Source organism: Xenorhabdus khoisanae, assembly GCF_001037465.1.
GTDB lineage: Bacteria > Pseudomonadota > Gammaproteobacteria > Enterobacterales > Enterobacteriaceae > Xenorhabdus > Xenorhabdus khoisanae.
Genome location: NZ_LFCV01000023.1, coordinates 19,209 through 41,729, shown reverse-complemented (window position 1 = coordinate 41,729; position 22,521 = coordinate 19,209). Strand labels below are relative to the sequence as shown.

The following is a 22,521-nucleotide window of genomic DNA, read 5'->3' as shown; positions in this document are numbered from 1 at the left end:
CATATAATAATTGTTATATAGTTTTTATAATAAATTTATTAAAGGATTAAGATTATTCGTTACCACTGTATACAATTCATTCACAATATTGATGTAACACAGTGATAACATTAGTTTTTATTTTGTTATTCCAAGGCAATGATCATAAAATGCGATTACAAGAGAAAATAAACATTATTTTAACAAAATGCAATCACCACAGAGTAAAAATCCACCTTCATCACAAAATAGCCAAACAAGCTACCAATTCAGATAAGATTATAAAAAGTAAAACAGTGTGGAAAATTACAGTATTATTTTGAGGTAGTCAGACTAAAGAAGAATAAAATATGAGCAAAGGTTTTTAAGAAATTATTCGAAATGATGTTATGGACCAATTGTGTTTTAATTGGTCACCTATTGATTGAATTTTGGCTGATTTACTCTCTATTTGAGTAAAAAGCTTCACCTTATTACATTAATGATTTAAATAAATACATAAGTGATCTTGACAGTATCATAATAACCCCGGAAACAGTGCTTTTACTCCTGTGACAATAAATTCAACACCTAACGACATTAACAATAATCCCATAATTCGGGTAATCACATTAATGCCGGTCTGCCCCAAAAATTTCACCAACAAAGATGCTGAACGGAATAACAACCAGCAACAACAAGCAAATAGCACACTGGTTAATGCCAATCCAAAATAATTTTGCCATCCTTGATAACGGGCGCTCCATACCATGCAAGAACTAATCGCCCCTGGCCCTGCCATAAGGGGTAACGCCAATGGCACAACAGCAACACTACTCCTCACCGCTGCTTCCGATTTTTCCAGCTTATTTTGTTTATCTTCTCCCAACTTGCCATTAATCATCGCTACTGCAATGGTAACTATCAACATCCCACCCGCTATACGAAACGAGTCTATTGAAATACCAAACACATAGAGGATAGAATCACCAATCAATAATGAAATACATAAGATAATGGCAACAGATAAGTTTGCTATGAAATTGGTTTTATTACGTCCCGCAGCTGTCTGATAATTAGTCATACTAATGAAAACAGGTAAAACGCCAATCGGGTTGACTAATGCAAACAATCCCATAAAAAATTTAATATATCCAGAAAGCTCCAGTAATGACTCACCCACAATTATCCCCTTCTCATACAACTAAATAAAACTTATAGCAATATCTAAACAATACAGTAAATCAAGACAAATTCGTTACGTTAAATCAACTAATTCGGTAATTTTTACCAATAAGATTGGTCTATCAATAATAAATACAATAAAAATAAAGTTAATAAATTGTATTGGATTGGTTAATTGAAAATTTAAATTTATACAAATATATCAACTGGAGGTTGTCCTCCAAAAACAAAAGCTGAATTGTGTCAGCTTAATGTTTTCATGATCTAAATCACAATATAAAAGCCTACAAATGATAAGCTGTATTCACCGTAAAATTTCAAGACAAGGAATTATTCCTATATTGATCATTTCGTTAAGCAATTTTTTAAGGCAATTAGCCGTATTTTTGTTTAGATCCAAAAGATTAATCTCATTACACTATTTGATAATTTAATAATCTCGCAGCTAATTGCCTTAAAAAATTTAACATTTATCAGGAGTAATTTTTATGGCTGTAACTCAACTTGCTGAACTCAATGAATTAGTTGCTCGCGTAAAAAAAGCCCAACACGAATTTGCTAACTTTTCTCAGGAACAAGTTGACCGAATTTTTCGTGCTGCTGCCCTTGCTGCCGCAGATGCCCGTATTCCACTGGCAAAATTAGCTGTGTCTGAATCTGGAATGGGAATAGTGGAAGATAAAGTGATCAAAAATCATTTTGCTTCTGAGTATATTTATAACGCCTATAAAGATGATAAAACCTGCGGCATCTTATCTGAAGATAATACGTTCGGTACCATTACTATTGCGGAGCCTATTGGCCTAATTTGCGGTATCGTTCCAACAACAAACCCGACATCTACGGCCATTTTCAAGGCACTTATCAGCCTGAAAACCCGAAATGGCATTATTTTCTCTCCTCATCCACGAGCTAAAAAGGCAACCAATAAAGCAGCCGAAATCGTCTTAAAAGCAGCAGTTGAAGCAGGAGCGCCAAAATACATCATTGGCTGGATAGATGAACCTTCTGTCGAGCTTTCAAATGCTTTAATGCATCACCCTGATATTAATTTGATTTTAGCAACCGGTGGCCCTGGCATGGTGAAAGCAGCTTACAGCTCAGGCAAACCTGCAATTGGTGTCGGTGCCGGTAATACCCCTGTAGTCATTGATGAATCAGCAGATATCAAGCGTGCCGTCGCATCAATTTTGATGTCCAAGACCTTCGATAATGGTGTGATTTGTGCCTCAGAACAATCAGTAATTGTTGTTGATGCTGTTTATGAGCAAGTTCGTGAACGTTTTTCAACTCACGGTGGATATATCCTGCAAGGAAAAGAGCTGAAGGCTGTTCAAGATATTATTTTGAAAAATGGTAACTTAAATGCTGCAATTGTTGGTCAGCCAGCAACAGAAATTGCTGAAATGGCCGGTGTTAATGTCCCTGAAAATACTAAAATTCTTATCGGTGAAGTCACGCAGGTCGATGAGACTGAACCTTTCGCTCATGAAAAATTATCGCCACTACTTGCTATGTACCGTGGTAAAGACTTTGAAGATGCCGTTGGAAAAGCTGAGAGGCTAGTTGAGATGGGCGGTATTGGGCATACTTCATGCCTCTATACTGAACAAGATAATCAGGCCGAGCGCATTAAATATTTCGGCGACAAAATGAAGACCGCCCGTATTTTGATCAACACACCGGCATCCCAAGGTGGAATCGGCGATTTGTATAACTTCAAGCTATCCCCTTCTCTAACGCTGGGTTGTGGATCTTGGGGCGGTAACTCCATTTCCGAAAATGTGGGGCCAAAACATCTGATCAATACGAAAACAGTCGCTAAAAGAGCCGAAAATATGTTGTGGCATAAACTTCCAAAATCAATCTATTTCCGACGCGGTTCTCTGCCTATTGCTTTGGAAGAAGTCGCTACAGACGGCGCAAAACGTGCTTTTATTGTTACAGACCGCTTCTTATTCAATAACGGTTATGCCGATCAGGTTATCAATGTGTTGAAATCTTACGGTATAGAAACTGAAGTCTTTTTCGAAGTTGAAGCAGACCCTACTTTGAGTATCGTCCGTAAAGGCGCTGAGCAAATGCATCTGTTTAAACCTGATGTCATTATTGCTCTTGGTGGCGGTTCCCCCATGGACGCGGCCAAAATTATGTGGGTGATGTATGAGCATCCAGAAACACATTTTGAAGAACTGGCCCTGCGCTTTATGGATATCCGTAAACGCATCTATAAGTTCCCGAAAATGGGTGTGAAAGCTAAAATGGTTGCCATTACCACGACTTCAGGAACAGGTTCAGAAGTAACGCCTTTCGCGGTTGTTACAGATGACATAACCGGGCAAAAATACCCATTGGCAGACTATGCACTGACTCCAGATATGGCGATTGTTGATGCCAATTTAGTTATGGACATGCCAAAATCCCTGTGTGCTTTTGGTGGCCTGGATGCAGTGACACACGCACTGGAAGCCTATGTTTCTGTTCTGGCTAATGAATATTCTGATGGGCAAGCCCTGCAAGCACTGAAGCTACTGAAAGATTTTCTGCCTGCCAGTTACCACGAAGGTGCAAAAAATCCCGTTGCTCGCGAACGTGTCCATAATGCAGCGACCATTGCCGGTATTGCTTTTGCTAATGCCTTTTTAGGCGTATGCCACTCCATGGCCCATAAACTTGGTTCCGAATTCCATATTCCACACGGTTTAGCCAATGCGCTGTTAATCTGCAATGTGATTCGCTACAACGCGAATGACAACCCAACAAAACAAACTGCATTCAGTCAATACGACCGCCCACAGGCACGACGTCGCTATGCGGAAATTGCAGATCATTTGGGATTAACCGCATCAGGTGATCGTACTGCTGCAAAAATTGAAAAACTGTTGGCCTGGCTAGAAGAGATGAAATCCCAGTTAGGCATTCCCGCTTCTATCCGCGAAACAGGTGTTCAAGAAGCTGACTTTCTGGCAAAAATTGACAAACTCGCAGAAGATGCATTTGATGACCAATGCACTGGGGCCAATCCACGTTATCCATTAATTTCTGAATTGAAGCAATTGCTATTGGATTCTTTCTATGGCCGTGAGTTCGTAGAACAAAGCGGATCTCAGCAGGCAATAAGACCAAATAGAAAAAATAATAAGAAACAATAACAAATAATAGGCTGATGTAACTTAAAAGGCGTCAGGGTAACCCAGCGCCTTTTTTTATTATTACATTTACCTGGCTTAATAACTTTATGCCCATTATTAGATCGCAACTTTTGTCGTATTAAGCTTTTTTTGCCTTAGCCTCACGAATAACGTCAGTATAGTGCTTACGGCACACAGAGACGTACTTTTCATTACCGCCAATATCAACCTGAGCCCCATCATAAACAACGTTCCCATCGCTGCCAAAGCGCAATACACGGCTGGCTTTTCTCCCACAATGGCAAATTGTTTTCAACTCCACCAATTTATCTGACCATGCGAGAAGATATTCGCTTCCACTGAATAACTCCCCTTGAAAATCAGTTCTCAGACCATAACAAAGGACAGGGATATCATCATAATCTACAATTTCACATAGCTGTTCGACATGTTCTTTCGTCAAGAATTGGCATTCATCAATCAAAACACAATGAACTTTTTCCGCCTCATTTTCACTTCTGATAAGCTCGGCAATATTTGTTTTTGGTGAAAACAGCAAAGCCTCAGCGGATAAACCAATACGGGAACTTACCTTTCCTTTACCGAACCGAGTATCGATTTCTGCTGTAAAAATCAGCGTTCTCATTCCTCTTTCGTTATAGTTATAGGATGATTGCAATAAGGAAGTTGATTTCCCTGCATTCATGGCAGAATAATAAAAATAAAGCTGAGCCATTGGCCCGTCCATCCTTTTGTCAAATTTAAACAGTCGGTATATCGCGGCAAGTTTACCACAAACTCTGATTGAGATTACTCCCTGTTATTGCTAAATGTGGAGTAGCAGAAACAAATTAGAACAAATAAGAAAATATTATTTTCATGATAATCATCACATTTGCGCATATAAAATCAGCACACAAGCACATTCTGCATGACAAATGAACGAAATTAACATGAAAAAGAAATAGTTATTTATCTTTCCACTCTTTGCATATTAATAATCATAGTGGTTTACTTTTGTTCAATTCAGTCACTATAATCATAACCAATAGATTACCCATAAAAAACTTTCAGCTCACACTAAATTCTTCAACTTATTTCCATAAGAACAGTTAACATTTCTTACGGATTGACTATAAATTAGTTTTATACGTCTCAGTTTATCCCTTACTCAACTTTACAGTAATCCGTCTTCATGCTTATTGAAAAATGGCAATCTGAATAGCGTGATTAAAACACAATATATCGATTATCAAAAAAATTGCATTTTAAAATGACATGTTTTAGCCTGAGAAAGTAAATTCACTATTGCAGAAAATAAAATAGCATTCTATTATTATCCCTACATCAGCCATCATCATTATAATTTGAGACCAGGACAATGAGCGAAAATTTAAAATCCTTAAATAACATCCGTACCTTGCGCGCACAAGCAAGAGAATGTGAACTTACTACTTTAGAAGAAATGCTGGAAAAACTTACGACTGTTGTTGAAGAACGTCGCGATGAAGAAAGCCATGCTCGTGCACAAATAGAAGAGCGTACACGTAAACTTCAAGAATACCGTGAAATGCTGGAAAAAGACGGTATTGAATTAAGTGATTTAGTAGACGCTTTAAGTGGTAAAGCTACTGGTAAATCTAAGCGTGCTGCACGTCCAGCTAAATATTCATACGTTGATGAAGGTGAAACTAAAACCTGGACCGGTCAAGGCCGTACACCAGCTGTAATCAAGAAAGCAATTGATGAAGAAGGCAAAAAACTGGAAGATTTCCTGATTTAATCAGTTGTTTTGTAGACTCAATAACAAAAATACCCTATAAGGGGTATTTTTGTTTTTATGCTTAATACAACTAACTAGGTTAATTACTGGTTGATGTAAAAACACAGAGATTTATATTAACGACTAAGTCGCTTTCATATTCTCATGTGATAAAGAAGAATTTAACACTAACTTAGTTTTTTATTAACATAAACTGATAAAAAAGGAGCTAATCGCTCCTTTTTTATTTCCACCATTACGCGGCCTGATAAAAGTCTAAGTACCAATCAACAAAGCGTTTTACCCCTTCCTTCACCGGAGTATCGGGTAAAAAGCCAATTTTATCGTAAAGCTCGCTAGAATCTGCGCACGTTGATAATACATCGCCATCCTGAATTTCCATAAAGTTTTTCTTTGCTTCAATTCCTAATGAATCTTCAATAGCTTCAATAAAATCCCCTAGCTTTGTAGGTTGACCGTTACCGATATTGTAAACACGGTATGGCGCAGAGCTGGCAGATATCTGACCGTCTTCAACTAACCAGTTTTTATTGGAAGCAGGAATGACAGCTTGTAATCTGATTATAGATTCAACAATATCATCAATATATGTAAAATCCCTCACCATATTACCATGGTTATAAACATCGATTGGTTTGCCTTCTAACATAGCTTTAGTAAATTTAAATAAAGCCATGTCAGGGCGACCCCATGGCCCATATACGGTAAAGAATCTCAACCCGGTAGTAGGAAGGTGATAAAGATGCGAATAACTGTGAGACATTAGCTCATCAGCTTTTTTCGTTGCTGCATATAAAGAAACAGGGTGATCAACAGAATCATCAGTAGAGAATGGCTGCTTTCTATTTAAACCATATACTGAACTTGAAGATGCATATAATAAATGTTCCACATGATTATGGCGGCATCCTTCAAGGATATTGATATGACCGATGATATTGGCATCAATATATGCCATTGGGTTTTGTATAGAATAACGCACGCCAGCTTGAGCACCCAAATGGATAACTCGCTGAAATTGATGTTTAGCAAACAATTCCGGGATGGAAACTCTATCGGCCAAATCTAATTTTTCAAATTTGAAATTCGAATAAGGGAGTAATAAATTTAATCTCGCCTGTTTTAAATTAACATCATAATAATCATTGAGGTTATCGATGCCGACAACCTCATGCCCCATATTCAATAATCGCTGGCTAACATGAAAACCAATAAAACCAGCGGAACCTGTAACTAAAAATTTCATATAATAACTCAAATGACTGGATTGATTGAGGCCCCGCGCCCAATTCCATAGTATGTAAATCCACGCGATTGCAGGCGCTCAGGATCGTAAAGATTACGTCCATCAAAAATCACAGGAGTTTTCAATGAATCCTTAATCACATCAAAATCAGGCGCTCTGAAGTTTTGCCATTCTGTGCATATAATCAAAGCATCAGCACCTTTTAATGCCGCCTCTTTGGTCCCCATTAAAGAAAGATCGTCACGCTGTCCATAAATACGTTGGGCTTCCTGCATGGCTTCTGGGTCATATGCCTGTATTGTAGCGCCACATTCCCATAATGTTTCCATCAAGACACGACTTGATGCTTCACGCATATCATCCGTATTAGGTTTAAACGATAATCCCCAAATAGCGAATGTTTTGCCAGTTAAATCATTACCAAAATGACGTTTTACAAAAGTAGGCAATTTTGTTTTCTGTTTTTCATTAACCTGCTCAACTGCCTGAAGAATTTTTGGCGTATATCCAATTTGTTCAGAAGTACGAATCAATGCCTGAACATCTTTCGGGAAACATGAACCACCATATCCACATCCAGGGTAAATAAAGTGATATCCGATGCGTGAATCAGAACCAATTCCCTGACGTACATTTTCAATGTCCGCTCCCAATATCTCTGCCAGGTTAGCAATTTCATTCATAAAACTAATTTTGGTTGCCAACATACAGTTAGCGGCATATTTAGTCAGTTCAGCACTGCGAATATCCATGACTATCATGCGATCGTGGTTACGATTAAAGGGTTCATAGAGTTCACGCATTACATCAACTACATCATCGTTATCACAACCGATGATTATGCGCTCAGGTCGCATGCAATCGGCAACTGCCGCACCTTCTTTCAAGAATTCAGGGTTAGAGACAACATCGAACGGGAGTTCTACATTGCGTTCTGCCAATGTTGCCTGCATCACTGCTCTGACTTTATCAGCCGTACCCACTGGTACTGTCGATTTGTCAACAACGACTTTATAGCCATCCATATTTTCCGCAATGGTTCTGGCTACCGCAGTGACATATTGAAGATCGGCTGATCCATCTTCATCAGGAGGTGTTCCTACTGCAATAAACTGTAATTTGCCATGAGCAATACCGGCTTTGGCATCCGTTGTAAAATTCAGACGCCCTTCTGCATGATTTTTCTTTACCAAAGGCGTCAAACCCGGTTCAAAAATAGGGATCTGACCATTTTTCAGGTTCTCGACTTTTTTTGCATCAACGTCAACACAAAGTACATCATGCCCGACTTCTGCAAACACGGTTGCCTGAACTAAGCCCACATAGCCAATACCAAATACAGTAACTTTCATATTACACCTTAAATCACCAGTAGATTATTTTTCAATCCGATTTTGCAAAGCCATGACCCAATCCGTGAATAATTTACCCAGTTCCTTATGTTTCATGCCATATTCAACAAATGCCTGCATATAACCTAATTTATTACCACAATCGTGGCTACGTCCCCGCAAGTGATAAGCCTCAACAGGTTCTTTTTCCATCAGCATGGCAATCGCATCTGTCAATTGTATTTCATCTCCTGCACCAGGTGCAGTTTTTGCCAATAATGGCCAAATATTTTCAGATAATACATAGCGCCCAACGATAGAAAGATTTGATGGTGCTTCTTCTGGTTTTGGCTTTTCAACAACGCGAACAATAGGTTTGCTATCACCCGGTTTTAGTTCTTCACCTAAACAATCGACGATACCATAATCCGAAACACTCTCTACAGGGACAGGTTCAACCAGAATTTGGCTTGCTCCACTACTATTAAAACGTGACAACATTTCGCTCAAATTGTATTTTGACAAATCAGTACTATATTCATCCAAAATAACATCCGGCAAAATCACCGCAAATGGCTCATTACCAATAAGGGGCTTGGCGCATAGCACCGCATGTCCCAACCCTTTTGCGATCCCTTGGCGGGTCTGCATGATGGTCACATGCTTTGGGCAAATAGACTGTATTTCGTCTAATAACTGGCGTTTTACTCTTTTCTCAAGAATCGCCTCAAGTTCAAAGCTGGTATCAAAATGGTTTTCTATCGAGTTTTTGGACGAATGTGTAACCAGAATAATTTCATTAATGCCCGCCTTGATACATTCATTGACGACATACTGAATAAGTGGTTTATCCACAAGAGGGAGCATTTCTTTAGGAATAGCCTTCGTGGCTGGTAACATCCGAGTTCCCAAACCGGCAACGGGTATAACAGCCTTTTTTACCTTTTTATTTATTACTGACATTACATTGTCTCCTACTGCTCTGTTATCACTGAAAAAATCCTTTACAGTTTAAACAATAGCATTAACTCTCTAAGAAATTGTATGTGTGAAGAAAATCGTACTTGCAAAAAATAACGCGCATGAGTATACCAGTTAATTCAACTAGATATACAGTACGAAAACATTTAATCACGCTTCAGTGATTCAATATTTAATATCACGATAAAATGATACATAAATGTTATAAACCAACTGATAAAGAGATGAAAAAAGCATCATTTTTATTTCTATTATGCTATGCGCTGTATTACCAAAAAAACGGTGCTCACTGATTTAAAATGAATGAATATTCTTCAATACAACGAAGGCAATTTGTTATCTCACGGTTTCTAATAATTACGGAACTTAATATATGCATTTAATCTGGTTGACAACAATAAAAATATTTTCTCTGTAGAAAATTATATAACTCATCATTTCAAAATCATCCATGATGAATCATATTCAAGCCTCTGTTCCACAATAGCAGGCACTTAGCAAGCATTGCGACGGTTGCCCATATTCGAGTATCATCAGCCAATGATAGCCCGATAGACCTGTACTATTCGCTTACATATCTTTGCAAGATTGCTCATATTGACAGCAATCATTTTGAATAATTGGAGTCATTTTGACAAACATGTGTTCCTGCGGCAGTGGTTCACCTTTCGCTCATTGTTGTAGTCCCTATCTCGAAAATCATCGTCCTGCTCCAAATGCCGAATATTTGATGCGTTCCAGATATAGTGCTTATGTTACGCAAAATGCAGACTACCTTATCGCTACTTGGCATCCTGATTGTCAGGCTGAAAATTGGCGTACAGAAATAGAAAAAAGTTTCGCGGATGTACAATGGCTGGGACTGAACGTCCTCGAAACGAGCGAAGGTAAACATAATGACGAGGCCTATGTTGAATTTTCAGCTTGCTTTATTGAACAAGGAAAGCAAGATAGGCAATTAATTCATGAGCGTTCGCGTTTTTTGCGCATTGAACAACGTTGGTTTTATATCGATGGCGTTCGCCCTCAGACAGGCCGTAATAGCCCTTGTCCGTGTGGTTCAGGCAAAAAATACAAGAAGTGCTGTGGATAAATCAGTATCTAAGTATTAAACATAACAATTCACAGGCAGTGAAGAATATTCGGGGATCTCGTAATCCATGCAAAACACAAACATACAAAAAAAAATCTTGCGTACAATCTGTCCTGACGCTAAAGGATTAATCGCAAAAATCACAAATATTTGTTACAAGCATCAATTAAATATCGTTCAAAACAATGAATTTGTAGATCATCGTACTGGACGTTTTTTTATGCGCACAGAGCTAGAGGGTATTTTCAACGATGAAACACTTCTGGCAGATTTGGATGATGCCCTGCCAGTCGGTTCAAATCGCGAATTAAATACAGCCGGTCGCCGCCGTATCGTTATCATGGTAACAAAAGAAGCGCATTGTATTGGCGATATCTTAGTAAAAAGCGCCTATGGTGGATTGGATGTTGAAATTGCCGCTGTTATCGGCAATCACACAACCCTGCAACACTTGGTTGAACAATTCGGTATTCCATTCCATTACATTAGCCATGAAGGTTTAACTCGTGAGCAACATGATGAAGCTCTAATGGCTCAAATCGATCAGTATGAACCTGATTATGTTGTGCTCGCTAAATACATGCGTGTTTTAACACCAGCATTTGTTCAGCATTATCCAAACCAAATCATCAACATCCATCATTCATTCTTACCGGCATTCATCGGGGCACGCCCTTATCATCAAGCTTATGAGCGTGGTGTAAAAATTATTGGTGCTACTGCTCATTATGTAAATGATAACTTAGACGAAGGCCCAATTATTACTCAGGATGTCATTAATGTGGATCACACCTATACTGCGGAAGAGATGATGCGTGCAGGGCGAGATGTTGAAAAAAATGTTTTAAGCCAGGCATTGCACTCTGTTTTTTCTCAACGAGTCTTTGTATATGGTAACCGCACTATTATCCTTTAAAAAGTAAGAAGTTATTGAGCGCCAGAGCATAATCTGCTCACAAGGTTTAAAAAAACATCGTTCGATACTTTATTTTCAATAAACTACTTTACAGCGGCGGCTTATTTGATATTATGCCGTCCGCTGCTAACGACAGCGAACAATTCAAAAATCTGGTGGGGTTCCCGAGCGGCCAAAGGGAGCAGACTGTAAATCTGCCGTCACAGACTTCGAAGGTTCGAATCCTTCCCCCACCACCATCAAAGAATCATCCTTACTTTATACCACCCAATAATTCAATATATTTCCTTCGGGGAAGGACAAGAACCTTCGACCACTACCATCAGAGAATCATTTACAATCCCCATCAGACACAATCCCCATCAGACAATAGCGCAACATATCCTGCTTTAGAGAAGTTCCAAAATCCTTCGGGCAAGACTCGAATTGAGTACAGAGTAATGATAATGCCTATAGCGTATGGAATTACATGAAATGAGATAATGAAATGTATCGTGTGGCATGATGTACTAATCCGAAGGTGAGGAACAAAATGACGAATCATCCTTCCTCACCACCATCAAAAGTCTATCCCAAGCCCTGAATGCATTACAAAAGCAATAAATGCATTTGGATAAGTACCAATAGCGGAGCTGGGAAAACTGGATGTTCGCTCCGCTTATGCAATCGACTACTCCATATCGCTAACAGAGTCGATGAAACGGTTTAACACGCTTGAATGAGACTTTGATTTGTAGACATAACACTGATTCACTGCATCAGGTCGTGATATTGGAATGAAGCCTAAGCTTTCTCCCTCTTCCAATGCGCCGGAGTGGGAATCTGTAACACAAATATAATCGGTTGACTGAATAAAATTAAGACAGCATTCTATATTGTCCATCTGTCGAATATTGACTTTCTCTCCATTTTTTATCATTTCCTCTTCCAAATTCTTTATCAAATTACCTTTGTAGAGTACGGGATCACATAACCAAGTTCTCTTTTTCAGTAATTGAGTAAAGTCCCCATTCACTTCATTCAATAACTCTTTACGGCAGCAAATCCCTAAATTTGGTCCATCAATTTTCCGTACAAGACTAAATCTATCGCTAAGTATTTTTTCTGAACTTAAAATTATCGTATTACCCTCATAGTCAACTATTTCATCAATGTTATCATAACTGAAGCGTAATATATTTACTTGAGCATTATTTCTGTCCGCTGCTTTATAAAGCGAAATCAGATGCTTTTTCTTACCCCAATCATGGTATATATTTACCACATTACAAATACTCCCGCTGATGTGTTTCTTTGTAATTTCCTTCTCTTTCAAATAGAGCTCTTTTAGGTCATTATATAACTCCACTCCGTCTTTGGTCAGAATCATCCCAAACTTCTCCCTTTTAAATAAGCGCTTTCCTAACGTCGCTTCAAAGTCTTTAATTGATTTAGCGACTGGGGGAGTCGTACGGTTCATCACTCTTGCCGCCTTGCTTAAAGAACCCATTTCCACCACCGCCATGAATGCTTCTAATTTACGAGAAAAAAACATAATTCACCGTTCCTATGTAACTTGTGGCTAAAATAATTTCCTTGAAATGGCCTTCTCATCAGGTAACCGCTAAATCAAACTTGATATTATGAAGGTATAATTTTGTACAATAAAAATAGATATTTTTCAAATGACATTTATATAAAATGCCAGCCCCTGATGCAATAATGCGGTTTAGATGAACTATATAATTCATCTATATCATGATGAATATTCCACCGTGATTGTAAGCCTTTAATAAATATAACCATGACCTACAAGCCCAAATTTCTATCAGAGATTGATTAACTCTTCTACTTTTTCATTAATTAATTTTTGTAACACACAACATAAAATAAATTCAAAGCATAAAAAACCTAACAGAAATTATAATATCACGCGTTTAATATAACATATTAAAACTAGTGAGTTATCATATATCCGTTAATTCATTACTTGTTAATTTTGTGTTTTTTATTATTTATAAAACGATTCGACACTCTAAATTTGGGGTAGCGAGAGTATTATACTCATAATAGTATTACATATAGGAGTAAAATAGCGAGATATCAAGATAGTTAGGTAAAATTTATTATTTAATAAATAGTTACATCTTTATTTATATCTGTTAACATTAAAAACTAGCATATTCTCAAGGTGATTATAACGATATGAAATTTATCTCATTCAATATTAATGGATTGCGAGCACGCCCTCATCAACTTGCTGCCATTATTGAACAACACCAACCAGATGTGATCGGATTGCAAGAAATAAAAGTTCATGATGAAATGTTTCCCTTAGAAGAAGTGAGCAAATTTGGCTATCACGTTTTCTATCACGGTCAAAAATCACACTATGGTGTTGCCTTGCTTACCCGCCAGCAACCCGTAGAAGTTCGCAAGGGTTTCCCTACAGATGATGAAGATGCACAACGTCGTATCATTATGGCTGATATCGAAACACCTCTCGGTTTATTAACTGTAATCAACGGCTATTTTCCTCAAGGAGAAAGTCGTGATCATCCGGTTAAATTTCCGGCGAAAGAAAATTTTTATCAGGATCTGCAATCCTACTTAGAAAATCACCATACTCCAACATCACACGTTCTGATCATGGGAGATATGAATATCAGCCCAACTGATCTCGATATTGGGATCGGAGAAAACAATCAAAAACGCTGGTTAAAAACGGGGAAATGCTCCTTCTTGCCAGAAGAAAGAGAGTGGATGGAACGCCTTAAGAATTGGGGGTTAATCGATACATTCCGGGCTAAGTATCCCGAAACCAATGACCAATTCTCTTGGTTTGATTATCGCTCAAAAGGGTTTGATGATAATCGCGGATTACGCATTGATTTGTTGCTTGCCAGCCAATCTTTAGCAGAACGGTGTATTTCTTCAGGCATTGATTATGCTATTCGCAGCATGGAAAAACCGTCTGATCATGCTCCTGTCTGGACAGAATTTGAAATATAATTACCAAATTATGAAACACAGCACCATTAATTACGGTGCTGTGCTATCACGTTGGTTATGTCTGATTAGCTTTATCTGCCTTTGTCTTATTCTGACGGGATTTTGTCTGTTTCCCTTTTTTACCTTTTGCAGGAGCAGGGGGTAAGTCCCTGAACGCCTTCAAATTTCGGTATTGTTTTGCCTGCCAGATTAATTGTTGCAACGTCTCCTGAAGAGGCAGCATAAAATCCTGATAGCGGAATTGCTTTTCGCTGATTTGCGTCAGTCGGGATTCCCAATGTGCTGTCATATCGGGTAATACGGCCATATCCGGTAATACATGGATCAACGCTCGTCCGGCAGGCGTAGCATGAATATAACGTCCTTTTTTATATAGAAACTCCCGTTTAAATAGCAGCTCAATAATCCCTGCCCGGGTTGCTTCCGTACCTAAACCGTCGGTTGCCCTCAGAACTTTTTTCAATGCTTTATCCTGAACAAATCGGGCGATACCCGTCATTGCAGACAATAATGTTGCATCAGTAAAAGGTCGTGGTGGTTGTGTCTGCCTTTCCACCAATTCCCCCTTCTCACACAAAAGTTCATCGCCCTTAGCAACAATCGGTAATGGAGTACCTTCGTTTTCTTCATCTCTCTCCTTGTTACCAAGCAAAGTTCTCCAGCCCGCTTCTGCTAAAAAACGTGCTTTAGCGATAAATTTTCCACCTGCAATATCGAGTTCAATCGTGCACTTACGGAATACCGCATCAGGGAAAAATTGCATCAGATATTGCCGAGCGATTAAGCCATAAATGTGACTTTCATTATCTGTCAAATGAACTTGGCTACTGCGGGCAGTAGGAACAATGGCATGATGCGCATCAACTTTCTTATCATCCCAACAACGATTCTTTTTATCCACATCCAAAGCATCTTGAGGAAGCAAATGTGCAGCATGCACTGAAATAGCATTCAAGACCGCATGACGCCCTGCAAAATGTTCTTCTGGCAAATAACGACAGTCCGAGCGTGGATAAGTAATCAATTTATGGGTTTCATAAAGCCGCTGACAAATATCAAGTACTTCTTGAGCACTCAAACCAAAACGCTTGGCTGCTTCAATCTGCAAGGAAGAAAGCGAAAATGGCAATGGTGCCGTTTCTGATTCCCGTTTATCCTGATAGGCAGTGACATAGGCAGGTTGCCCTGTAATACGCGCTACAACATGCTCTGCTAGTGGACGATGAATTACCCTTCCTTCCTCGTCCTGAAAATCAATGCATGATTCACTTGGCTGCCACAATGCCGTAAACCGCTCTTCATTTGGCGTGACAATATGTGCTTTAACCTCAAAAAAATCTTTCGGCACAAAATGCTCTATTTCTTCATCACGACGCACAACTAACCCTAAAATGGGTGTTTGAACACGCCCAACAGACAGTACTCCCTGATAACCAGCATTCTTGCCCAATAACGTATAAGCACGGGTCATATTGATGCCATAAAGCCAATCTGCTCTCGCTCGGGCAAGTGCAGAAACACACAAGGGAACAAATTCCCTGTTGCTTCTCAGACGCTCAATAGCTTTTGTGACTGCCTGAGGATTTAAGTCATTAATCAGGCAACGTTGGACATTTTGCTTTTTTTCCGTATCCAGCTCTAAAAAATCCAGCACTTCATCCACCAGCAATTGCCCTTCACGATCCGGGTCACCTGCATGGACAATTTCGTTCGCCCTTTCCAGTAGAGATTTAATTGTATTGAGCTGCTTAGCCACGGCAGCCCGTGGCTTTAACTGCCATTTTTCAGGAATGATCGGTAAATCAGCCAATACCCAGCGGGCATAACGGGCATCGTAAGCATCTGGTTCAGCCTGCTCCAATAGATGACCAACACACCAAGTAACAAACTGATTATTACCGCACTCTATAAACCCATCCCCACGCCGATGAGGTTTCGGTAACACATCCGCTATAGCTCTCGCCAGGCTGGGTTTTTCTGCAATAAAAAGACGCATGGAATTATTCAATATTTACCTGTAAAAAATATACTTTGAATACATCATATTAATTCAACAAATTTTCTAAACTTCCCTTACTCGGATAGCCATTCCTATAGTATTAGACATATTTTATGCTTGCCACAACTTTGAGGTATTCACATCACGAAACAGTGTGTGAACCGATCGTTCGGGGAGGTAGTCCAGGTATGCACGGATACCCGATTGATATCAATGACAAGAGGACGTTTACCATTGGTAAAACGAAGCCATAAATCTGTTATAGCCATATTAATTTTTTCAAAAAACTAACATGGCTTTTAAATGATAATTGTGGTTATTTATTCAACAACTTCAATTAATGCCCTGTCTGAGCTTGGTTCAGACAATTCACCAATCGCAATCAAATCAATATCGTGGTTGCGTGCAATGGCTTTCGCCTCTTTCACGGCATCCGGCAAAATAGCCAGCAATAAACCGCCCGACGTTTGTGGATCACACAAGAGATGACGTTGACGAACAGTCATTTCTCCTATTAAGTGTCCATAACTGTCAAAGTTGCGCCCCGTGCCACCAGGTACGCAACCTTTTTCAATATAAGCATCAACATTCGGCAATCTTGGTATCTGCGAAAACTTGACCGTTGCCTGAACGCCCGAACCTTCACAAATCTCACCTAAATGCCCTAACAGGCCAAAACCTGTTACATCCGTCATCGCCGTGACACCTTCAATTCCTGCAAAATCTGCACCTGCTTTATTCAGCTTGCACATGGTTTCTTTCGCAACACCTTGGTGTTCAGGCTGAAGCAAACCTTTCTTTTCAGCTGTAGTCAATACGCCAATACCTAAAGGTTTAGTCAAAAACAGGTGGCTGCCTGCTTTTGCCTGATTATTACGCTTCACACGCTCAATATTGATGATACCGGTCACTGCCAAACCAAAAATAGGCTCAGGGGCGTCAATTGAATGCCCACCAGCAAGGGAAATACCTGCTGCCTGACAAACAGCCCGACCACCTTCAATGACTTTTTGAGCAATTTCCGGGGATAATTTAGCAATTGGCCAACCCAGAATTGCAATCGCCATGATCGGCCTCCCTCCCATCGCGTAAATATCACTGATGGCATTAGTCGCCGCAATTCGACCAAAATCAAATGGGTCATCAACAATTGGCATAAAGAAATCCGTAGTGCTAATGATGCCTGTGCCATTGCCAATATCATACACAGCAGCATCATCACGGGTTTCGTTACCCACCAGCAAATTAGGATCGAAAAATTTTGCTTGTTCACTATGCAAAATAGTTTCCAATACTTTAGGAGAAATTTTGCAGCCACAGCCGGCGCCATGGCTATACTGAGTCAGACGGATTTCTGTTGACATTGTTGTTCACTCCGTTAGAAGTAACTGACAAATTGTGTTAAGTCTGGTGTTGCTACTTTTACTGGGGCCTTGAGTTCCGGCGTCCCTAAATAGAGGAATCCCACAATTTTGTCATTCTCACTACATCCCAAACCCGCTTTAACAATGGGATCTTCTGTCCATGGGCCTGAGCGCCATATGCCGCCAAAACCCTGGGCAACAGCCGCCATCTGCATGGCGTGAACGGCACAGCCCGCAGCAACAACTTGTTCCCATGCAGGTACTTTTGCATGTTCAACCACTTTAGCAATAACCGTGATGATCATCGGGGCACGATAAGGTGCATTTTTTGCTTTTTCTTCAACTTCTTTGCCTAATTCTCCCGCAATGGCTGCTTTTTCAAGAAGTGCGCTAAATTTATCAATGCCTTCTCCCTGCATTACAACAAAATGCCAAGGACGCAATGCCCCATGATCAGGTGCTCTCATCCCTGCGGCTAAAATATATTGTAATTCGTTTCCTTCTGGGGCTGGTGTCGTTAAGCGGGCAATTGAACGACGATTCAACAAAAGTTCCAAAGCATTCATGATTTCCTCCTGAATAAGATAATCTGTCACAAACCAATATTCTCTGTTTATTTGTTAATGAATGAAAGCACAGAAATCGTTTTTTCAACCGCTTCCGTGATTTCTGGCTGACATTTACAAATAAGCTGATTAGGATAACCCCATTTGATACCATAACTGGAGACGATATGCGTACTTTATGGAAATTTATAGCGTCATTATTTAAATGGAGTTGGAAGCTGCTAAATTTCGTTCGCCAACTTATTTCTAATTTTATCTTTATCCTGTTGATTGTTATCGTTGCCGTTGGCGTAATCGCTTACCAGCACCAATCTAATTCTAACAATAACTATCAAGGCGCATTATATGTAGATCTATCTGGTATAGTTCTTGACCGAGTATCCGCTCGCAGCCCGCTTGACCTATTGGGGAAAAGCCTTTTCGACTCCTCCGGTAAAAGTTCACAGGAAACTTCTGTATTTGACATTGTTGACAGCATTCGTCGTGCCAAAAATGATCCCAAAATTACGGGAATGGTATTAAAGCTGAATAACTTTGTCGGTGCTGATCAGCCTTCCCTGAAATATATCGGCAAAGCCATCAGCGAATTTAAAGCGGCGGGCAAACCTGTTTTTGCAATGGGTGATGCTTACAGTCAATCACAATATTATTTAGCCAGCTATGCAAATGAAATATACCTGTCCCCACAAGGCGCAGTTGATATCCATGGTTTCTCGACCAATCATTTGTATTACAAGTCATTATTGGACACGTTGAAAGTTTCTACCCATATTTTTCGTGTAGGAACCTATAAATCGGCAGTGGAGCCCTTTTTACGGGATGATATGTCAGAAGACGCACGTAAAGCTGACAGTCTGTGGCTCAACGAGCTTTGGAATAATTACTTGAATACCATTGCCGTTAACAGGAAGACTTCTGCCGAACAAATATCCCCTGCTGCAACTAACTTCCTTGAAAAATTTCGTAAAGCTGATGGTGATGCCGCACTGTATGCGTATCAAAACAAGCTGGTCAATTATATTGAACCACGTAGTGCTGTTGAAAATAAAATGAAGGAAATCTTTGGTTGGGATGCGGAACGAAAGCATTTCAACTACATCAGCATCTATGATTATATTGCCCTGAAACCAGTACAAATCCCGGACAATAATCAAGGTAACATTGCCGTTATTATTGCTGAAGGCGCGATTTTAGATGGTGGAGAAGAGCCGGGCGTAGTAGGAAGTGACACAATTGTGGAGCAGCTACGTGAAGCACGCAATAATCCTGACATAAAAGCAATCTTATTGCGGGTAAACAGCCCTGGTGGCAGTATCGGTGCATCAGAGATTATTCGTAGTGAAATTGCGGCCATCCGCCATGGCGATGAAAAAAATAATGGTAAAGGCGCTAAACCTGTTGTGGTTTCAATGGGAGGTTTAGCAGCATCAGGCGGCTACTGGATATCCACCCCTGCTAACTACATCATTGCAGATCCAAATACATTAACAGGTTCTATCGGTGTTTTTGGTATGTTTCAAACGTTTGAAAAAAGCCTAAATTATATCGGTGTGAATACTGATGGTGTTTCAACAACGCCACTGGCAGATATCTCCGCTACCAAAGGCATTAACCAAATAGCCTCCGATGTAATACAGTTGGCTATCGAAAATGGTTACAGTAAGTTTATCAAACTGGTTGCACATTCACGCAACAAATCGCTGGATGAAACCGATAAAATTGCTCAAGGACGTGTTTGGAGCGGTCTTGATGCCAAAAAACTTGGTTTAGTCGATCAGTTGGGTGATTTTGATGATGCTGTCAAAAAAGCCGCTGAACTGGCAGGAGTTAAAAACGTATCACTGAACTGGATGCAGCCTGAACTTTCATTCTCTGAAAGAATGATGTTAGGTTTCTCTTCATCAGCACAAGCCCTGCTGCCAAATACTTTACAGTCAATGTTGCCAGCTCCGTTTTCTCAGGTTGCTCAAGACATGAAAAAACAAGCTGTGTTTTATAACAAGATGAATGATCCGCAGAATATTTATACATTCTGTCTGAACTGTGTCGATATCCGTTAAAAACGACTCATCTATACCCAATGGATTTTAAGTTGCATCGCGACGGGTATACATCAAATTTGAAGCCTGATTTCACGATCAGGCTTTTTTTATTCTTCATACTCCCTATAATCCGGCTAAATATTTTTATTGAGACGTGATCATGCAGAAGAAATCTATCTATGTTGTTTACACTGGCGGTACAATCGGGATGCAGCATTCTCCTAATGGGTACATTCCTGTCTCCGGCCATTTGCAGCAGCAACTCGCAAAAATGCCTGAATTCCACCGCCCAGAAATGCCAACATTTACGATCCGTGAACATCAACCTCTGATTGACTCTTCTGATATGAGTCCTGATGACTGGGACACTATCGCGAATGATATCTACCAGAATTATCATGATTATGACGGTTTTGTTATTCTGCATGGCACCGACACCATGGCTTTCACTGCCTCAGCGCTTTCTTTCATGCTTGAGAACCTCAACAAGCCGGTTATTGTGACAGGGTCACAAATTCCTTTAGAAGCACTCCGTTCTGATGGTCAGACAAACTTACTTAACGCCTTGTACCTTGCAGCTAACTACCCTATCAACGAAGTCAGTCTGTTTTTCAGCAATAAACTATTTCGTGGAAATAGAACAATTAAAGCCCACGCTGATGGTTTTGATGCCTTTTCATCCCCTAACTGTTCACCATTAATGGAAGCAGGCATCAATATTCGCACCTTCAAAACAAGCCCCATCCCTGTCAAGCACAGCGAATTTGTCGTCAATCCGATCACTTCGCAACCGATTGGTGTTGTAACCATCTACCCAGGCTTATCCAGCCAAGTGGTAGAAAACATCCTGATGCAACCGGTTAAGGCATTGATTTTAAGATCATATGGAGTGGGCAATGCTCCGCAATGTGCTTCTTTACTAAAAACATTAAAAGAAGCGACCGAGCGAGGAATTATCGTAGTTAATTTGACTCAATGTATTTCTGGCCGGGTCAATATGGAGGGATATGCTACTGGTCACTCATTGGCTGCATCAGGTGTTATCAGCGGTTATGACATGACTTTCGAGGCCACCTTGACGAAATTGCACTACTTATTGAGCCAACCTTATACACCCGAAGAAATTCGCTACCTGATGCAGCAGAATTTACGCGGTGAATTGAGCTATTCAGATGATTAATGAAAAGGTAAATCGAGAAATATGATGAAAACAGCATTATTACTTATCGATCTGCAAAATGATTTCTGTACTGGAGGCGCATTGGCAGTTAAAGAGAGCGAGACTGTCATCAAAGTAGCGAATGAGGTTATCGCCCTCTGTCAGGAAAATAATAGCCAGAAGAATCATATTGCTATTATTGCCAGTCAGGATTGGCACCCAACAAACCACATGAGTTTTGCCGTAAATTCCGGGCAAAAAATGGGGGAATTAGGCGAACTTAATGGCATTTCCCAAATATGGTGGCCTGTTCATTGTGTACAGGGGCAATTTGGAGCAGAATTTCATCCTTCATTAAACCAATCGGCTATCCAGAAGGTTTTCCAAAAAGGTGAGAATCCTCAGATAGATAGTTATAGTGCGTTTTTCGACAATGACCATAAACGCGAAACTCAACTGCATGGATGGCTGGCTGAACATAATATACAGCGCTTACTTGTATTAGGCATTGCTACTGATTACTGCGTCAAATTTACAGTGCTTGATGCTTTGGCTCTGGGCTACGAAACCTATGTGATTACAGATGGTTGTCGTGGTGTCAATATTCAGCCCAATGACAGCCAGCACGCATTTGAGGAAATGGCAGCTAAAGGCGCTAAATTAATTTCACAAAGCGAAATAGTATCGATTTTGTAAACACCAAACGTAGCCTCGCCCTGCTTTTGCTAGAAATAGCTTTTGCCAAGGACGAGGTTTTTATTTCGATTCAATTCATA

The 22,521-nt window shown here is 39.9% G+C and carries 17 protein-coding genes and 1 tRNA gene; 9 read left to right on the top strand and 9 right to left on the bottom strand.

Annotated elements, in window-relative coordinates; translation table 11 throughout:
* Positions 1-496 precede the first annotated feature (496 nt).
* The gene (locus AB204_RS04205; RefSeq protein WP_047962134.1) at positions 497-1,141 is read right to left on the bottom strand and encodes a YchE family NAAT transporter; all 645 of its coding nucleotides are present in this window, start codon (positions 1,139-1,141) and stop codon (positions 497-499) included.
* A gap of 490 nt (positions 1,142-1,631) precedes the next feature.
* Between AB204_RS04205 and adhE the strand changes: the two genes are divergently transcribed.
* The gene (gene adhE, locus AB204_RS04200; RefSeq protein ID WP_047962133.1) at positions 1,632-4,295 is read left to right on the top strand and encodes a bifunctional acetaldehyde-CoA/alcohol dehydrogenase; all 2,664 of its coding nucleotides are present in this window, start codon (positions 1,632-1,634) and stop codon (positions 4,293-4,295) included.
* 118 nt (positions 4,296-4,413) lie between these two features.
* On the opposite strand, the gene AB204_RS04195 is transcribed toward adhE, so the two are convergent.
* The gene (locus tag AB204_RS04195) at positions 4,414-5,010 is read right to left on the bottom strand and encodes a thymidine kinase (RefSeq protein WP_047962132.1); all 597 of its coding nucleotides are present in this window, start codon (positions 5,008-5,010) and stop codon (positions 4,414-4,416) included.
* A gap of 645 nt (positions 5,011-5,655) precedes the next feature.
* Between AB204_RS04195 and hns the strand changes: the two genes are divergently transcribed.
* Positions 5,656-6,057 carry a histone-like nucleoid-structuring protein H-NS gene (gene hns / locus AB204_RS04190; RefSeq protein WP_047962131.1) on the top strand — a complete coding sequence of 134 codons (402 nt, stop codon included), beginning with the start codon at positions 5,656-5,658 and terminating at the stop codon, positions 6,055-6,057.
* Between the two features lie 235 nt (positions 6,058-6,292).
* Here the strand turns inward: hns and AB204_RS04185 are convergent, their stop codons facing one another.
* Genes AB204_RS04185 through galU form a run of 3 tightly spaced genes read right to left on the bottom strand, consistent with a single transcriptional unit; the run spans position 6,293 to position 9,597 of the window.
* Positions 6,293-7,303, bottom strand: coding sequence for an NAD-dependent epimerase (locus AB204_RS04185; RefSeq protein ID WP_047962130.1), 1,011 nt, complete (start codon positions 7,301-7,303; stop codon positions 6,293-6,295).
* A gap of 8 nt (positions 7,304-7,311) precedes the next feature.
* Positions 7,312-8,655 (bottom strand): UDP-glucose dehydrogenase family protein, encoded by a 1,344-nt coding sequence (locus AB204_RS04180; RefSeq protein ID WP_047962129.1) that lies wholly within the window; start codon positions 8,653-8,655, stop codon positions 7,312-7,314.
* A gap of 24 nt (positions 8,656-8,679) precedes the next feature.
* Positions 8,680-9,597: a UTP--glucose-1-phosphate uridylyltransferase GalU gene (gene galU, locus AB204_RS04175; RefSeq protein ID WP_047962128.1), complete on the bottom strand. Its 918-nt coding sequence runs from the start codon at positions 9,595-9,597 to the stop codon at positions 8,680-8,682.
* Positions 9,598-10,246: 649 nt separating this feature from the next.
* On the opposite strand from galU, the gene AB204_RS04170 reads away from it, so the two are divergent.
* The 3 genes from AB204_RS04170 (at position 10,247) to AB204_RS04160 (ending at position 11,863) form a co-directional block, all read left to right on the top strand.
* On the top strand, positions 10,247-10,708 hold the full coding sequence (locus AB204_RS04170) for a YchJ family protein (protein ID WP_047962127.1): 462 nt from the start codon (positions 10,247-10,249) through the stop codon (positions 10,706-10,708).
* A gap of 67 nt (positions 10,709-10,775) precedes the next feature.
* Positions 10,776-11,624 carry a formyltetrahydrofolate deformylase gene (gene purU / locus AB204_RS04165; RefSeq protein ID WP_047962126.1) on the top strand — a complete coding sequence of 283 codons (849 nt, stop codon included), beginning with the start codon at positions 10,776-10,778 and terminating at the stop codon, positions 11,622-11,624.
* 154 nt (positions 11,625-11,778) lie between these two features.
* A tRNA-Tyr gene (locus tag AB204_RS04160) sits at positions 11,779-11,863 on the top strand.
* A gap of 431 nt (positions 11,864-12,294) precedes the next feature.
* On the opposite strand, the gene AB204_RS04155 is transcribed toward AB204_RS04160, so the two are convergent.
* Complete coding sequence (locus AB204_RS04155; protein ID WP_047962125.1) at positions 12,295-13,158, bottom strand: helix-turn-helix domain-containing protein; 864 nt, start codon at positions 13,156-13,158, stop codon at positions 12,295-12,297.
* 650 nt (positions 13,159-13,808) lie between these two features.
* Between AB204_RS04155 and xthA the strand changes: the two genes are divergently transcribed.
* A complete protein-coding gene (xthA, locus tag AB204_RS04150; RefSeq protein ID WP_047962124.1) occupies positions 13,809-14,615 on the top strand; it encodes an exodeoxyribonuclease III in 807 nt (268 codons plus the stop codon).
* Positions 14,616-14,670: 55 nt separating this feature from the next.
* Here the strand turns inward: xthA and AB204_RS04145 are convergent, their stop codons facing one another.
* The 3 genes from AB204_RS04145 to AB204_RS04135 form a co-directional block, all read right to left on the bottom strand.
* The gene (locus AB204_RS04145) at positions 14,671-16,611 is read right to left on the bottom strand and encodes a DNA topoisomerase III (protein WP_047962123.1); all 1,941 of its coding nucleotides are present in this window, start codon (positions 16,609-16,611) and stop codon (positions 14,671-14,673) included.
* A 323-nt stretch (positions 16,612-16,934) separates the two neighbouring features.
* A complete protein-coding gene (selD, locus tag AB204_RS04140) occupies positions 16,935-17,978 on the bottom strand; it encodes a selenide, water dikinase SelD (protein ID WP_047962122.1) in 1,044 nt (347 codons plus the stop codon).
* Between the two features lie 14 nt (positions 17,979-17,992).
* Positions 17,993-18,544: an NAD(P)H nitroreductase gene (locus AB204_RS04135; RefSeq protein WP_047962121.1), complete on the bottom strand. Its 552-nt coding sequence runs from the start codon at positions 18,542-18,544 to the stop codon at positions 17,993-17,995.
* Between the two features lie 167 nt (positions 18,545-18,711).
* Here AB204_RS04135 and sppA point away from each other — a divergent pair, with 167 nt between their 5' ends.
* The 3 genes from sppA to pncA all read left to right on the top strand — a co-directional run bounded on the left by sppA (position 18,712) and on the right by pncA (position 22,441).
* Positions 18,712-20,604 (top strand): signal peptide peptidase SppA, encoded by a 1,893-nt coding sequence (gene sppA / locus AB204_RS04130; protein WP_047962120.1) that lies wholly within the window; start codon positions 18,712-18,714, stop codon positions 20,602-20,604.
* A gap of 142 nt (positions 20,605-20,746) precedes the next feature.
* Entirely contained in the window at positions 20,747-21,766 is a 1,020-nt protein-coding gene (ansA, locus tag AB204_RS04125; protein ID WP_047962119.1) for an asparaginase, read from the top strand.
* A gap of 24 nt (positions 21,767-21,790) precedes the next feature.
* A complete protein-coding gene (gene pncA, locus AB204_RS04120) occupies positions 21,791-22,441 on the top strand; it encodes a bifunctional nicotinamidase/pyrazinamidase (RefSeq protein WP_047962137.1) in 651 nt (216 codons plus the stop codon).
* Positions 22,442-22,521 lie beyond the last annotated feature (80 nt).